This is a genomic window from Corynebacterium sp. LaCa_205 (assembly GCF_057458085.1).
In genome coordinates, this window is the sequence record NZ_CP190931.1 from 1769060 (window position 1) to 1783751 (window position 14692).

21 protein-coding genes are annotated in these 14692 nt (G+C 54.1%); 13 read left to right on the forward strand and 8 right to left on the reverse strand.

Features of this window, described 5'->3' with window-relative positions; genetic code table 11:
• Positions 1 to 6 precede the first annotated feature (6 nt).
• The 10 genes from ACP8J1_RS08500 (at position 7) to ACP8J1_RS08545 (ending at position 6520) form a co-directional block, all read left to right on the forward strand.
• Entirely contained in the window at positions 7 to 879 is an 873-nt protein-coding gene (locus ACP8J1_RS08500; RefSeq protein WP_023027886.1) for a hypothetical protein, read from the forward strand.
• Positions 821 to 2395, forward strand: coding sequence for a Gp37-like protein (locus ACP8J1_RS08505; RefSeq protein WP_023021071.1), 1575 nt, complete (start codon positions 821 to 823; stop codon positions 2393 to 2395). Before ACP8J1_RS08500 ends, ACP8J1_RS08505 begins: the two co-directional genes overlap by 59 nt.
• A 47-nt stretch (positions 2396 to 2442) precedes the next feature.
• Positions 2443 to 2616, forward strand: a complete 174-nt coding sequence (locus tag ACP8J1_RS08510; protein ID WP_023021070.1) for a hypothetical protein — start codon at positions 2443 to 2445, stop codon at positions 2614 to 2616.
• Positions 2617 to 2643: 27 nt separating this feature from the next.
• The gene (locus ACP8J1_RS08515; RefSeq protein ID WP_023021069.1) at positions 2644 to 3309 is read left to right on the forward strand and encodes a glycoside hydrolase family 25 protein; all 666 of its coding nucleotides are present in this window, start codon (positions 2644 to 2646) and stop codon (positions 3307 to 3309) included.
• Positions 3310 to 3339: 30 nt separating this feature from the next.
• Positions 3340 to 3723 carry a hypothetical protein gene (locus ACP8J1_RS08520; RefSeq protein WP_023021068.1) on the forward strand — a complete coding sequence of 128 codons (384 nt, stop codon included), beginning with the start codon at positions 3340 to 3342 and terminating at the stop codon, positions 3721 to 3723.
• Positions 3724 to 3750: 27 nt separating this feature from the next.
• Positions 3751 to 4098, forward strand: a complete 348-nt coding sequence (locus ACP8J1_RS08525) for an MbeD/MobD family mobilization/exclusion family protein (protein WP_023021067.1) — start codon at positions 3751 to 3753, stop codon at positions 4096 to 4098.
• Positions 4099 to 4104: 6 nt separating this feature from the next.
• Positions 4105 to 4386: an HNH endonuclease gene (locus ACP8J1_RS08530; RefSeq protein WP_034655465.1), complete on the forward strand. Its 282-nt coding sequence runs from the start codon at positions 4105 to 4107 to the stop codon at positions 4384 to 4386.
• 127 nt (positions 4387 to 4513) lie between these two features.
• Complete coding sequence (locus ACP8J1_RS08535) at positions 4514 to 5320, forward strand: GDSL-type esterase/lipase family protein (protein WP_486696561.1); 807 nt, start codon at positions 4514 to 4516, stop codon at positions 5318 to 5320.
• Positions 5321 to 5396: 76 nt separating this feature from the next.
• A complete protein-coding gene (locus ACP8J1_RS08540; RefSeq protein ID WP_023021065.1) occupies positions 5397 to 6266 on the forward strand; it encodes an SGNH/GDSL hydrolase family protein in 870 nt (289 codons plus the stop codon).
• 95 nt (positions 6267 to 6361) lie between these two features.
• Complete coding sequence (locus tag ACP8J1_RS08545) at positions 6362 to 6520, forward strand: hypothetical protein (protein ID WP_023021064.1); 159 nt, start codon at positions 6362 to 6364, stop codon at positions 6518 to 6520.
• A gap of 246 nt (positions 6521 to 6766) precedes the next feature.
• On the opposite strand, the gene ACP8J1_RS08550 is transcribed toward ACP8J1_RS08545, so the two are convergent.
• A complete protein-coding gene (locus ACP8J1_RS08550; RefSeq protein ID WP_023021063.1) occupies positions 6767 to 7294 on the reverse strand; it encodes a CAP domain-containing protein in 528 nt (175 codons plus the stop codon).
• Positions 7295 to 7363: 69 nt separating this feature from the next.
• A complete protein-coding gene (locus tag ACP8J1_RS08555; protein WP_023021062.1) occupies positions 7364 to 8455 on the reverse strand; it encodes an ATP-binding protein in 1092 nt (363 codons plus the stop codon).
• A 166-nt stretch (positions 8456 to 8621) separates the two neighbouring features.
• Between ACP8J1_RS08555 and ACP8J1_RS08560 the strand changes: the two genes are divergently transcribed.
• From ACP8J1_RS08560 to ACP8J1_RS08570, 3 genes are all read left to right on the forward strand, one after another.
• Positions 8622 to 8903, forward strand: a complete 282-nt coding sequence (locus ACP8J1_RS08560) for a hypothetical protein (RefSeq protein WP_156900705.1) — start codon at positions 8622 to 8624, stop codon at positions 8901 to 8903.
• Positions 8904 to 8946: 43 nt separating this feature from the next.
• Positions 8947 to 9339, forward strand: a complete 393-nt coding sequence (locus ACP8J1_RS08565) for a DoxX family protein (RefSeq protein WP_023021060.1) — start codon at positions 8947 to 8949, stop codon at positions 9337 to 9339.
• 515 nt (positions 9340 to 9854) lie between these two features.
• Positions 9855 to 11089 (forward strand): IS3 family transposase gene (locus ACP8J1_RS08570; protein WP_167315507.1). Its coding sequence is split into 2 segments (ribosomal slippage): positions 9855 to 10143 and positions 10143 to 11089, totalling 1236 coding nucleotides; the frame shifts between segments, so codons are not numbered across the junction.
• 1190 nt (positions 11090 to 12279) lie between these two features.
• Here the strand turns inward: ACP8J1_RS08570 and ACP8J1_RS08575 are convergent.
• The 6 genes from ACP8J1_RS08575 to ACP8J1_RS08600 form a co-directional block, all read right to left on the reverse strand.
• On the reverse strand, positions 12280 to 12531 hold the full coding sequence (locus ACP8J1_RS08575; RefSeq protein ID WP_023021057.1) for a hypothetical protein: 252 nt from the start codon (positions 12529 to 12531) through the stop codon (positions 12280 to 12282).
• Positions 12528 to 12686, reverse strand: a complete 159-nt coding sequence (locus tag ACP8J1_RS08580; protein ID WP_023021056.1) for a hypothetical protein — start codon at positions 12684 to 12686, stop codon at positions 12528 to 12530. The genes ACP8J1_RS08575 and ACP8J1_RS08580 overlap by 4 nt, the downstream gene beginning before the upstream one ends.
• Entirely contained in the window at positions 12679 to 12915 is a 237-nt protein-coding gene (locus ACP8J1_RS08585; RefSeq protein ID WP_023021055.1) for a hypothetical protein, read from the reverse strand. The genes ACP8J1_RS08580 and ACP8J1_RS08585 overlap by 8 nt, the downstream gene beginning before the upstream one ends.
• Positions 12916 to 13174: 259 nt before the next feature.
• Complete coding sequence (locus tag ACP8J1_RS08590) at positions 13175 to 13549, reverse strand: hypothetical protein (RefSeq protein WP_023021053.1); 375 nt, start codon at positions 13547 to 13549, stop codon at positions 13175 to 13177.
• Positions 13550 to 13674: 125 nt separating this feature from the next.
• Positions 13675 to 14049: a putative PDDEXK endonuclease gene (locus tag ACP8J1_RS08595; protein WP_023021051.1), complete on the reverse strand. Its 375-nt coding sequence runs from the start codon at positions 14047 to 14049 to the stop codon at positions 13675 to 13677.
• 68 nt (positions 14050 to 14117) lie between these two features.
• A complete protein-coding gene (locus ACP8J1_RS08600) occupies positions 14118 to 14690 on the reverse strand; it encodes a hypothetical protein (RefSeq protein ID WP_023021050.1) in 573 nt (190 codons plus the stop codon).
• Positions 14691 to 14692 lie beyond the last annotated feature (2 nt).

Sequence of the window (14692 nt, forward strand, 5' to 3'; positions counted from 1 at the left end):
AGCACAGTGGACATCCAACTAACCGACTACAAAGGCCACACCTGGCACCTCGCCGGCGCCCAGGAAGGCGACGAAGGCGTCACCCTACATAAAATCTCCGGCACCGACGGGAAACTATCTGACCACCCAGTACCAACCACCCAGCACTTCCCCACCCACACCTACGATACGGCCACCCCAGAGCCCATCAGCCCAACACTGACAGTCAGCATCACCCACACCACCAGCCTGACCACTGAAACCACTATCCGCCGCTTCCTCGACGGCCTCGACTTCTACAAACCCGCCATACTCACCTTCCACCAACCTCGCCAACCCGAACTCCAACTCTTCGTCCACCTCGAGTCCCCCATCGGACTTCCCGAAGAAACCGCCCCCACAGACACCACCACCCTCGAAATACACCTCACCGCCCAAGACGGCCGATACTTCGGCCCAGAACACACCTCCACCGGAATCACCACCATCGAAAACACCGGACAACTCCCCCTCTGGCCCACCATCCACTGGAAAGGCCTCACAGCCCGCGTCACCGAAGACAAAAACGGCCCCATCATCCTCCCACCAGCACTCGGCACAACCGGCCTCATCTACCACACCAACCCCGACACCGGAGGCCTTATCACCGACACACACGGCTACCCCAACCACAACGCCTGGGCCACACTACGAGGAGTCGCCTGGACACGCCCCATCATGCCCGGCGACGCCACCACCATCGACTGCCACAAATGCCACATCCACTGGCGCAACCAATACCTACAACCCTGGGCACAAACAGGAGGAATAGTAAGCAATGCAAGAACATCAAACAATTCAAATGGCCGCACTTGGGCAACAGCATCGGGACGACCACACGCCATTCGTCTATTTGACTGACAAATACCTCACCCCACAAACCATCATCACCGGCTACACCCAACTCAAAGCAAACGACAAAGTCAACGACGCCGGCACCGTCACCCTCGAAGTACCAGCCGAACACCCCATCGTCGGCCTCCTCATCCCACCACTAGCCTTCGACGGAGACCCCAACTCCACCCTGCGCAAGCTCACCGACATCCAACAATTTCTCGTCGTCGAATACGGCCACACCCGATACACCTGCTTCGTCGACACCATTATCGACCACGCCCAACAACACAACCCCACCGTCGAAATCACCGGCACCTCCATCCACGACATGGCCAACTACCTCGTCATGGAATCCAACCCACTAGCCATCAAGGCCATCCAACCCAAGTACATGGACGTCCGCGCCGGCGACTCCCTCCGAGTCATTAAAACATTCATCCTGATGAACCTACGCCGCCTCTACCAATTCGACCTCCTCCCCGACGCCGACCCCTGGTCCCCCATCGCCTGGCGCGACTACGCCGACTGGCCGATTATGGTCAACCCACTGCACAAATCCACCACCACCCCATGGACCGTGCTTGCCGCCCGCTTCGACTCACTAGCAGACCTAACAAAAGAAACACTCGACGCGGCCGGACTCCGCCTAACCATCACCCTCTGGATGCCATGGGACAAACAACCATTCCCCACCCACACCCGACTGTGGAAACCCACCTTCATCATCGACATCATCCCACTGACCAACGACTCCTCAGTCGCCGGACACGTCCACGAAGGCGTCAAAAACATCACCCGCAAATGGGACCCCGAAGACAACGTCTCCACCGTCGGACTCGGCGACCGCACCAACCCAGACGGCTACAAACCCTGGATACTTATCCGACCCACCCACATCGACTACGCCACCAGCGACATCACCATCACCCGCTCCAAATACGCAGACGTCACCGTCGGTGGAAAATCCCCCAACGCCATCAACCAGCTCCTCAAACGCGCCACCGCCACCTTCGTAGGCGGAGCCATCGCCGGAGCCAAAAACGCCTGGCCCGGAAACGACAAACAACTCGACGACCTACAAAACAAACTCGAAAAAGCCACCGGCAAACTCACCGAAGACAAACTACTCGCCTTCACACACCACCAAGCCACCCGCAGAGCACGACACCTCGGCCCCTACCGACGCCGCGAGCTTGTCGCCTCCGGAGAAGGCTTCACCATCGAAGGCCAACAACAAGCCTTTGAGGCACTCGCCAAAGGCAAAGGCAACCTCTCAGCCTCATTCAAACTCACCGACACTTGCCCCTACCAACTCGGCTACGAAATAAACGTCGGCGACCAAATCGGCATCCAATGGCGAAACATGAACCTCTCCACCTGGATTGATGAAGCCACCATCAGCCACACGCCCGGCACACCACCCAAAACCGAACTAGCTGTCGGCGAAGCACAACCCCGCCAATCCGCCCTACAACAACTCAACGAAAACCAAAAACACATCTCCGCCACAACCAAACGACTCAAAACCCTCATAGGGTAAAATCACCACACAGGAACACCAGTTCCACACACAACGGGGGATAAAACATGGGAGTATGCCTAAACCGCAACACACCACCAGGCGCATGGGTCGTCAACCAACCCATACTCAACGCCACCAACCAACTACACGCGCTCTTCTTCGGCCCAGATGACTACACCACCGGCCGAAACACCATCGAAGCGCTCACACCAGCCCTACACAGCTGGCTCAACAACTAAAACCACAAAACAAGGGGGAAAATAATCATGCCACTGTACGGACTCGACGTGTCTGAACACAACAACGGACTCAACCTACACACCGCACAACAAGAAGGCTACGACTTCGCCATCATCCGCATCTGCGACGGAACCTACAAAGACCCCATCTTCAACTCCCACCTGAAGGACGCAGAAAACGCAGGACTCATCACCAGCGGATACTGGTACCTCCGCGCCCCCTCCGAAGGCACCACCATCGCACAACAAGTCGACACCATCGACCAACAATTACAAGGCCGCAAAGACCTCCCCATCTGGATAGACGTCGAATCCATCGACCCTTCAGGCAACGCCCTCCTCTCCGGAAACGACGTCTGGGCAGCAAAACACGAACTCGAATGCCGCGGCTACACCGTCCCCGGCATCTACTCCGGCGCCTGGTACTGGGAGAAAATGATAGGCGGCGAACCCTCCATGGACGGCCTCGGCGCCCTCTGGGTCTCCAACTACGGAGCTCAAAACAGTCACGGCACCGCCGCACAACTCTACCCAGGCGACGACAGCCCACGCTGGAACTACCCACTCGGCGACCACACCCCCGACATCCTCCAATACGGCTCCAACGGCCACGCCGCCGGATACCCCGGAGTCGTAGACATCAACGCCTACCGCGGCACCCACGACGACCTCAAACACCTACTCAACCAATAACCCCGTACACACCAGAAAGGAGAAACAACTATGCCAAAGCACGCACAAAACATCATCCACCCACAACAATTCCAACTCGACCGCGGCATCACCCACTCCCCCTGGTACATCCGACAAACCATCTACACCATCACCGGTATCATCGCCCTCACCGTCACCGCATTCGGTATTGCCAGCCCCGACCAAGTTGATACCTGGCTACAAAACACCAGTGGTATCACTGCCACCATTGCCAGCACCCTCGCCGCCATCACCACCGGCGAACACTCTGACTATCGGCCCACTCCAGCCCAGCCACCACAGGAGACTCAACCAACCCCACACACCACTGCGCCACCACGTCCTACGCCCACCACCCCACAAGGAGCAACGCCAGGACACCCCTCACCCAACCCACAACAACCACCCCAATAACCCAACAACACGCAAAGGAGGCACACCATGACACCACTAACAACCATCATCGCCACAGGCACCACCAGCACCATCACCGGCATAGCCTCCTGGATCACCGCCACCATCAACGCCCGCTCAAAAGAAAAACAAACCCAAGAACAAACCCGCTACCCCGAATGGAAAGCATTCGTCGACACCATCCAACAAGAAACCCATCAACTCACCGACCGAGTCAACAATCTCCAGGACCAAGTGGACACACTCCGCGGCCGCGTCAACACACTCAGCCACAAGTACAACTCCGCACTCAGCCACATCACCGAATGGCGACAGGCACACCCAGAAGAAATCCCCCACCACCCAGCACCAACAGCAATCAAACCCGACCTCTAAACCACCATGAGCAACAAAAACCCACACCACCCAGGAACACCACACCACCTACGCCAACAAATCCGAAACCGCGACAACCACACCTGCCAACAATGCGGACAACCAGGACACGAAGTAGACCACATCACCCCAATAAGCCAAGGCGGAACCCACAACCTAGAAAACCTCCGCGTCCTCTGCCACCAATGCCACACCAACAAAACCACCCAAGAAACCCGCACCGGCAAACACAAAAAGAAAAAACTCCTCCACCTCCCACAACAACCCCACCCCGGACTAGCCAACTAACCACAATCACCACACCAGCAACACTCAAAACATTTCACTCAAAACCAAAATTCTGGCATTCCACTGAAAAACCGATATCCTAGACAAAGGAAACTCAAGCAAACAGCAAACTAAAAGGAAACTAAAGATGAAATCCCCCACTAAATACACAGCAGCAATACTAGCCACCACCACCGCCCTGGCCGCAGGAAACACCACCGCACTCGCAGCCACACCAGGCAACACCGTACTAGTCGGCGACAGCGTAGTAGCCAACCCAACATTCTCCGACTACTGGAAAAACAAGGCAAACGCCAAAACCAACACCGGAGTAGGCTGCGTCACCGACGGCTCCATCGCCGACGAAATCGCAAATGCTTCCGGCGGCGCCCACGTAGACCAATACCAATGCGCCGGCGCCTCCTTCGCAACCGGCGGCCACCACATTGACGATTCACTTCGCACAGCCGCACAACACGGCGACCTTAACCCACAAACCAAAAACGTCGTCATCGTCGCCGGCGCCAACGACACCTACCCATACAAACAAGACATCCAAGCATCAGACCACGCAATCCGAAACGGCCTACGCAGCGCACTGCAAGTAGCACACAAAAACGCCCCCAACGCCAAAATCACCGTCGTCGGCTACCCACACATATCCGACGGCGCCAACACCTGCCTCACATCAGCAACCATTCCACTACCCGCCGCAGCCGTTGCAAAAAATGAAAAACGAGTCCAAAACACCCTGCGCGAAGTTTCAGACCAAAACGACGCAACCTTCCTAGACGCACAGCCGATGTCCACCGGACACGACAACTGCTCCCGAGACCGCTGGTGGGTCAACCTAATCGATCTCTTGCCACCAGCACCAGGAAACCTACCCCTCCACCTCAACGCCAACGGCACCCACGCCTACGGCCAATACATCGGAAAAAATATCGCAAAATAGACCCCACCCCACCCAAATTCCCGTGCACCACACCCACCACACGGGAATTTCCCATCAGCAAAAAGGAACAACCCCCGTGAAACCAACAAAAATAAGCGCCGCACTCGCCACCGCAACAATCACAACCACACTCCTAACCCCCACAGCACAAGCCCTCCAACCAGGAGACAAATACGTAGCACTCGGAGACTCCTACGCCTCAACCGGCACAATCACACAACCTGTCCCTGGCAGCACACCAGCCTGCGTCAAAGACCAAGACAACTACCCACACCAACTAGCCAAACAACTCAACCTACAACTCGACGACGCCTCCTGCGCCTGGGCATTCACCTACCAATACGACAACCCCCAACACCACGCACTCCCCCTCACCGCCCCAACCCCACAAAAACAACACCTGACACCCGACACCAAACTCGTCACCATCACACTCGGAGGAAACGACGCCGGACTAGCAGCACTGTTCACCGCCTGCGCACCCCACATCCAAATCCCCGGACTCCCCGACTGCTCCCCCACCGCCAAACCCATAACAGACGCCAGCATCCACAACCCCGACACCACCGGCCGAAACTTAAAACAACGCCTCATCGACATCGCAAACGACACCAAAAAACGAGCCCCCCAAGCCCAAATCCTCTTCACCGGCTACTACACAGCAGCCACCCCAGAACACCGCTGCCCCGAAAGCGGCTACCTCTCCCTCAACGACCGCAAATACATCAACAGCTTCCTCACCGAAGTCAACAACACCATCCAGCAAGCAGCACAAGAAACACACACCACCTACATCACCCCACCAAACGACCCCGAAGGATGGTGCAAACCCCCACAACAACGAAACACCAACTACTACGGCATGCCTGAACACAATCTCATCGCACACCCCACCCCACTAGGCCAAAAACACATGGCCCAAAAAATAGCCCAAAACACCCACTAAAACCACAACTTGGCACGCACCCCACCAACTCATGTACGATGAAAAACGCGCGCAAAAAGCGCGCAACCACCTCCCGAACCAGAAAGGAAACTAAAATGATCGCAGACATCGTATCCAACGCACAAGAAACAGCACACACCGCCGTATCCAACGGCTGGGACATCCTCGAACAGGCAAGCCTCTTCGTACGCAACCTGCCATACCTCATCCCAGACGCACTCAACGAATTCAACCGCAACATCACCGGCTTCTAAAACACAAGCGCACAACAGCCCCCGAGACCACCAAACCTCGGGGGCTTACTCATACCCCCACCCAGGGGCAACCCCTGCCCCCACAACTCCCCAACCCACGGGCGACCAAGGCGTTTAGGGCGTGTACGGGTCTCGAGGTTAGTTGGGCGCATCTCTTGGTTAATGCGCTGGTTTCTATTGCAGAACGCTTGGCGACACAGTAATGGCCTCAAAGGAAGTTCTCCTTTGAGGCCATTAGTGGTCTATTTAGCGTCCGAAGTTTTGAACTGCAAAGAGTTTGCCTTGTGGGTTGACGGCTATTCCTGTGCCGACGGTTTTGGCTTCGGGGTCTAGAAGAATTTCGCGGTGTGAGGGTGAATTAACCCAGAGTTTAACGAGTTGTGCGTCTGAGTAGTCGTTCCATGCTTGGAGGATGTTTTCTCCTCCGGGTGGTACATCGGCTGGGTAAGTCTTCCAGTGTTCTGGGCGGTGGTGGAGGTTGTCGGTTTGGCAGACGTGGTCTGCCCAGTTTTGAGCAATATTGTTTAGGGCCGGGTTTTCAGTTACGGGTTTGAGTCCGTGTTGTGCTCTTACTTCATTGATTTTGAGGACGATTGAGTGTGCGCGGACTCCTTCTGGTTTTAGTTCATTGACCGTTGCGGGGTTTGGCCCTCCTGGTCCTTGGGCTTGCGCTGGTGGGGTTGGTATTGCGAGTTCGCCGCCGACTAGTGCTGCGGCTGCGGCAGCTGGTGCTGCGATTTTTTCTACTGGTTCGGGCATGATTTCATCCGACATTGGTAATTCCTCCTTGAATTTCGGGGTGGGAGTGATACCGGTTTTAAGTCTACAGTGCTTCGTGGGTTTTTATTTTTGGAAGAATCTTGGGCTGTAGATGTCGACTTGCTCCCAGTTGCCTTTGTTATCGCTGATCGTTACTCTTCCTGGCGGTAGGTTTGTGGGTTTGGGGTCGAGGTCTGTTGGTTTTCGGCCAAGTACGTGTGCGGCTTGGTTTGTGGTTGATACGTTGGCGCATATTTGGGTGTTGGTTTGGTCTCGTATGGGGGTTGGCAGTGTTGTTGGTGTGGGGTTCGCGGTGACGATGATGACGATGATTCCCACTTGGTGGCAGTTTTGCATCGCCTTTGTGGCTTTTGCGATTTTTATTTCTGTCTGGGGTGCTGGCGTATTCTTTTTGTCTTTTGTTTGGAAGTATTCCTGGATTTCGTCGAAGATAAAGATTGCTAGGTGCTGGTTGTCGTTTTTCTCTCGCCAGTAGTCGATGCCGTCTTGTAGACGTTGTTGTTTTAGTTCTTCTAGTTGTTTTAGGCTTTTGGCGATTTCTGTTGTGTCGCCGGCTGATCCGTTGAAGTAGAGTACGTGAGCGTTTGGCCGTACTGCGTCCATGATTCCTTTTAGGAGTGTTGTTTTCCCGGTTCCGGGCTGGCCGGCGACTACTATGTTGGAGGTTGTTTCGAGTTGCAGGTGGGCTTTCTTTTTTGTTTGGGTGTTGCGACCTAGTGTGAGTAGGTCGGTATTTGGGTCGTAGGTCATTTTTCCGGGTATTGATGTAGAGTTTGGAATTAGCGTTGCTATTTGTACTCGTTGATTTGAGATTTTGATTCTGGTTGGGATTTTGAGGATATCGTCAAGTTGTCGGGTTTTGGCTAGCAGTTCCCACCATTCTTTGTCTTTTGGTGCCATTTTAATCCAGCCTTTGGGGCTGATTTCTTTAATTCTCACGTTTGCTTTGTATTCGACTGCTGCTTTGCGTTTGGCTAGGCGACGTACGGCTGGGTCTCGGTATCGGGTGAAAAAGTAGATTTGCCGTGCGGCTATTACGAGTAGGGTTGTTATTGCAATAGTGCTTAGTAGGATAAGTGAAATATTGTTGACTTGGTCTCTGAGTGCGTCTAGGTGTGGCGTGTTGAGTGGGTTTGTCGGGGTTTTTGTGCTCATTTCAGGGTTGCCTTTCGGTGTTATTTAGGGTTGAGCTTTAGCCTACTAGTTTGGCATGGTGCTGAGCGGATGATGGGTTTGTCAGTTAGGCTTGCTGGTGTTCACTTCCCTTAGACCGAGTTGACTATGGTTTGTCGGGGTTTCGGGGTAGTGAAGTTTCGTTGTTTTGTCGATTTTGGAAGGTATTGCTGTGCTGTATATTTTGGCTGAGCAAGGTTCTGACCCGAACAATACGTGGTGGGGCATCGTACCTATTTTGCTTGTTGTTGTGCCGCTTGTTTTTTGGTTTTGCGCTGTGGTGTCAATTGTGCGGTCTGGTTTTGGTTGGGGCGTTAAGCTTTTGTTGGTTTTGGCAGCACTTGCGTATCCGCTCATTGGCCCTTTGCTGTGGTTTGTGGTTGGTCGGGGCACGGAGTTTAAGACACAGCTAGATGTTGGGCGTGGCTGAAATTATTTCGTTGCTGAGTGATTTTGAGGAGTAGGTTTTGGGTATGAGTAAGTTTAGTGAGTATTTTACTGCTGGTGTTCTTGGTGGGTTTATGTCGTTTGCTGGTGTGTCACATTTGACTCATCAGCGTGAGGAGTTTCAGGCTCAGGTTCCTGATTGGTTTCCTGGTTCCAAGGATGCTGTTGTTGTGGCGTCCGGTGTAGCGGAGATTGTGTTAGGGGCAGGTTTGTTGCTGTCGCGGCGCCGTCGCGCTGATTTTGGTGTTGCGTTGGCGGCTTTTTATACCGCTATCTTCCCTGGGAATATTGCTCAATATGCGGAGCGGCATAATGGGTTCGGGTTGGATACTGATACTAAGCGCTTTGTGCGTCTGTTGTTTCAGCCGGTGTTGATTGCTGGGGCGTTGCATGCGGCTGGGCTGCCGGCCAAGAAGTAGGGATTTGATTGTTGTGCCTTGTTCCAGTCGTGAGCTGGTGGCCTGCGCCTCGGGTGTTGCTCAGAGCTGTTCTAACTTTCAATGCTTAATGGTTAGTTACAGGGTGAGGTGGCTACAAGGCTTGGTTAAAGCGACGAATGCCCCCAACGTGTGTTGAGGGCATATTGTGTCGTCGCGTCGACGATTATAGCACACAGCGTGACAATCACCAGCTGGAATGCCGCCGAGCAGGAGGACACCCAGTTTCTGGTGGGGTCACTTTGAAACCTAAGCGTTCTAAAGCATCCATCGCGACGGCGGGGTTATCTCGAACAGATGCCTGGAGTTGAATGTCAAACCACTTTTCTCGAGAATCTTTCAGCGCTACCTCCCAACCGTTCTTTCCTCGAAACCCGCATTCCTGAATTACGAAATACAGGAATTCCTCAAGCGATGGCCGGAATCGATGGCCCCCTACCGGTACATTGAAGTGTCCCAGGTTTTGTTCCGTCTGAGTAGATGGGAAAATCTGGAATATGCCAAGAAAATTTGACCAGGATGCGAAGGACCGTGTGGTCCGTCTTGTAGAGGACCGTATCTTGGCGGAAAATATGTCGATGCAAGCCGCGTGCAAGGCAGTAGCTCCAAAGTTGGGGGTTTCATGGCACACGGCTCGTCAGTGGACCCAGCAGGCCCGTCGTGCGGGAAGCATCCCAGAACCTGTGCCTGAAGACTTGGCCGCGGAAAACGCGAGGCTACGCCGTGAAAATCAAGAGCTACGCGACACCAATGAGCTACTGAAGGCTGCCTCGGCTTTTTTCGCGTCGGAACTCGACCCAAAACGTCGGAAATGATCCGGTTCATCGATGAGTATCGGGATCGTTTCTCCATCGAGTTCATTTGCGAGACGTTAAACACCCACCGTGTTGGCGGTTTCATCACGTCCCGTGGATACCGCCAATCAAAAGCCCGTGGTATGAGTGCCCGCAGTCTTCGTGACGCTGCTCTAGTCGCGCACATCGCCGAGGTCCATGAAGAAAATTTTGGCGTCTACGGCATCCGTAAGATGTGGCATACTCTGCGCCGTGAAGGAATCGACATTGGCCGTGAGCAGACCGCACGCCTGATGCGTCTTGCTGGAGTCAGAGGCAAAGGTAAAGGTAAGTCTCCTATTACTACCCGCAAGCCGAAGGGACCAGATCTGCGTCCTGATTTAGTTAATCGCAAGTTCAACGCCCCGGCACCGGCCCGATTGTGGGTGGCCGATATTACTTATGTGCGCACTAGAAAAGGATTCGTGTACACCGCTTTTGTTACCGACGTGTTCTCCCGAAGGATCGTCGGGTGGGCACTATCTGATTCAATGCGTACCGAGGCGCTGCCGCTGCAGGCGCTTAATCAGGCGATTGTCAGCGCGAAGGAAACAACGGGGCTGATTCATCATTCAGATCATGGCTCACAGTACGTCAGCATTGTCTACAACGAACGGCTGGCTGAGTATGGAATTGCTGCCTCTACCGGGACAGTAGGAGATTCCTATGACAATGCTTTGGCCGAAAACGTCAACGGTTCCTACAAAAATGAGCTGATTCATCGGCGGTCGTGGGACAGCGTGGTTGACGTGGAGATCGCGACGTTTGAATGGGTTAATTGGTGGAACGAGGTACGGCTTCACCAAAGTCTCGGCTATCGCACGCCAGCTGAGGTTGAGTCAGAGTTTTGGGAAACCAACCCGGCCCAAGAAATAATGGAAATCAAGGCAAATGCCTAGGAACAAAACCCGGGGCACTTCACATGGAGTGGGCTTATGTCTCCGTCTTTCCGTTTATCGGTTTTACTAGTCCGTCCATTTTTCATTAGGGCTGGGCTAAGCAGCCCCCCAATGCCCGAAAAGTGAATATGGGCAGCTGGAACCCGCTCCTTGTTGCGCTCGTATTCAAATTTGATTGCAGATTGTGTATGGACGCGGATTGAATAATCACTGTGTCTAACAGTCAGGTACTGCCCACTTCGGTCACTTTGCAGCTTGTAAGTAACAGCTAGGGTATATAGATCACAGGTGCTGAGGCATTCGCATTCTTCAATGCTTGAGGTCCCCCGACCGTAATGCAGCGGTGCATGAAACGAAATGACGTAAACGCCAGACTGGTCATTTACGTCAAGGTGTTTCTTGAATTGTGATTCCCGCAGCGGCAACGCTGCCATCAATATTGCAAGCACTTCGGAAGCGAAATCTTGTGCTGATTTGTCGCTGAATTCTCGTTGCGTGACTGAGCTACTTGTCAATGTCAAGCATCATTTCTACGCGACGAAGTTCGTCATAAAGTTCACGTTCTTCCGTCGAAAGGCAACCCATTGAAGCCAAGTCACGAAGGTCTCGGAGGCTGATCGGAGCGCCTTCAACTGAGGAATATGCACTAGTAAGTTGTCTCGAAAGCTCATCGTGGCGACGGTACAAATCTTCCGGTGTGTGGCGCCTGATTGTAAGTGACATTTTTAGGACCTCCTCTGCTTCAAGTATGTCTGAATATAGTCTGTGGCACGGACATTGGGTACCAGCGGGTCATGGTCGCATTTCTCGATTTTGCTTCACTCCTGCTTTTTGTAAAGCAATCTCTGCACGTCATTTAGCAAATACCGGTTAGTTCCGTTGATTGTCCTTTTCGAATTTTTTCTCTTTCTGCCTATTTCCGCAGTAGTTCGGGTGTGATTTGATACCCCTGTTATCTCAACCCGTAGGTGAGGGTTTTGCTGTGAGCCAGACTTCTTGCGGGTCCTTTATGGGTTCTGGTGGTCGAGTTCGGTTTTGTGCCTTGTTCTGGTCGTGAACCAGTGGCCTGCATCTCATTGGTCAGTTACTGAATTTGCCGTTTTAGTGGTCGTTGAGTCAGGCAACAAGGCTTGGTGTCCGCTGGTCATTCTAGCGGATCATTGGGGGTTAGTGGGTGCGGGGTGTGGTGCTCATGCTTCCTCCCACTCCCCTGTTGGCGGTGTGCCGTCTGGATTCCAGGCGCGAGGTAGGTCGGGGCGTGGAGTGACTTTGGACAGATCCGCTTCAAAATAGCCATGCCCAGGTTTGAGCATCGTCGGTTCCTTAGTCCATCTGGACTGGTCGTAAATCGCTAACTCTGGCCCTACCGGTGTGTCTATTTCGCACCATGTTCCTCGGTATTCGGCGCGTTCCTGTACGGTCATGTCTGCGAGGGTTTTCATGCTTCCTCCGCGTAGTCAGCTGCTGCGAGTAGTCCTGCTTGGGCGAGGGTTTGCGCTATCCGGGTGGCGGCTATCTTCGATAGGTCGTTTTCGATGTCTAGGTGGTTTCTCACTAGGTGATAGATAGTCTGCGCTGCCTGGTCTTGGTTATTCATCGTGGTCTGCTAACGCTTCGTTGATGTGGTCTACTACGCGGGCTGCGAGGTTCTGCTCTATTGGAGTGCGCTCCGGGTCAGTGCTGGCGTACTTCCAGATTTGGATAACGTCTGCCAAAGCGTCTCTCAGGATTAGCAACTCGCGGGCGAGTTCTGGGGCGGCTGCTTTGAGTTGCGGGCCACCGTCGTCGAGTAGGTGTTGGAGGCGGGTGGTGGTGAGGTCAGTCATTGGTTTTCTACCTGTTTCTTGGCTAGTTCTACGGGCACACACCCTGTGTAAAGGTTGTTGCTTTCTGCGGCTTCTACTGTGCCTGGCGGACGGTCATCTCCGGAGTCCGCAGCAGCCCCTACAAAACCTCCTAGGCCTGCTCCTGCCAACGTCGCACCAGCAACTATGGCAGCTGCTCTCCAAAAAGGTTCGGGTTCGGACGCGGTAATCGCAATAGTTGCTCCGCAACAAACGATCGCTCCGATGATTGCGGCGGTAATCATTCTTGCACCTCCGTAAGTGTGTAGCGCTTGCCAGTCGGGGTGAGGTCCGTTGCGTATAGCGAACTCACTTTATTGCGCATTCCCGAGAAGTAGAACACGTCAATCAGTAGGTTTCCTTTCCTGCCGACCATGATTACTTTTCCGTGGTCGGGGTGTGCTGCTTCTGCGAGGTAATGCTTATCGTCGTCCCATTCGACCTCGGCCATTGTGGGGCGTGGGAGCGGTGGTAGGGCGCGGAGGATGGTTTGGCGCAGCTCTCTAGTTTCGTCGAGTCTTCCGGAAATGGAGGATAGGTAAGTGTCGGCCAAGTAGGTGATATCGCTTAGCGCTTCGTATGCGTTGACGATTTCTTGGCGGGTTGGGTTGGTCATTGGTGTTGTCCTTGTTGGTGTTTATTTGTCTGCCCAGAGGTCGTAGGCGCGGTCTTGCCAGGAGTCGTCTTCTTGTTCTTCGTCTGGGTTGGGTTCGTCTGTGTCATCAAAGGGCCAGGGGTAAATCATTGGGTGTTTCCTTGGGGTGGGGTGAGGAGTTGGATTAGGTCGTTTACGGTCATTGCGACCCACTGGTCGGCGGGGTCGGTTGTCCCTCTTCGCTTCGCTATGACGAGACCTACGTGAGCGCCATCATTTTCGGCTTCTTGGTGGGCTTCTTTGGTCCATTGGGGGAGGTTGAGTTTGCCGCCATAATCCTTTGCCTCTATGACGATGCGGCGGTTGTGGGAGTCTCGGACGTTGGCGATGTCGCCGCAATCTTTAGCCCCGGTTTTTATTCTTCGGTCTATGTGGTCGTCGAGGTTGTCGCGTAGGAAGTCGGCGATGATTCTTTCGAAGCGTGCGCCTGCTTGTTTTGCGCTGTTTCTGTTTCGTGCCATCTGTGTTCCTTTCTGCGGGGTGAATTGTCTTTCTGGACTGATTTTGTGTTTGTCGCCCTGTGGGGCTTTTAGGGGGTGTTTTGGGGTGGTTGTGTGTCTTCTCCTGGTTCGGGTAGGCGATTCTTGTCGATGTTGCGTTTGAGGCGTGCGAAGAATTCCTCGGGTTGCATCTCCACCTCTGGGGGTTGTTGTTGGGCGCGGTGCCACCCTGCGCGGGCTATTTCCACCACGTCGAGGCCGTCTGGGTCTTGGGTGGCGTCGATGCCGGTCCAGTGTGGCGGTGGAACCACTTTGTGCATCTCAAACTCTGGGCCGTAGTTGCGTTTGGCGCGGGCTACGCGGTGTTTCCACCTGTGGGCTTCGAGGATGTATTTCTTTGATTCGTCGCGTTCCCACTGTTTGATGACCTGCTTTGCCGCGTGGATGATGTCCCAGGGGCCGGCCATGGTGTCGGTGTGTGTGGTTGCGGCCCAGTAGCGGATTGCTTCGGGCCATACGTCTTCGGGGACGTTAATGGTTTCGAGGACGTCTGCCCAGACGTTGAGGACGATGGGGTCGTCTTTGGGGAATTTGCTGGGGGCTGCTGCGGAGCCGTAGGCGATGATTTGGGATGCGAGTCGCATGTTTTCGGCTTGTGGCATGG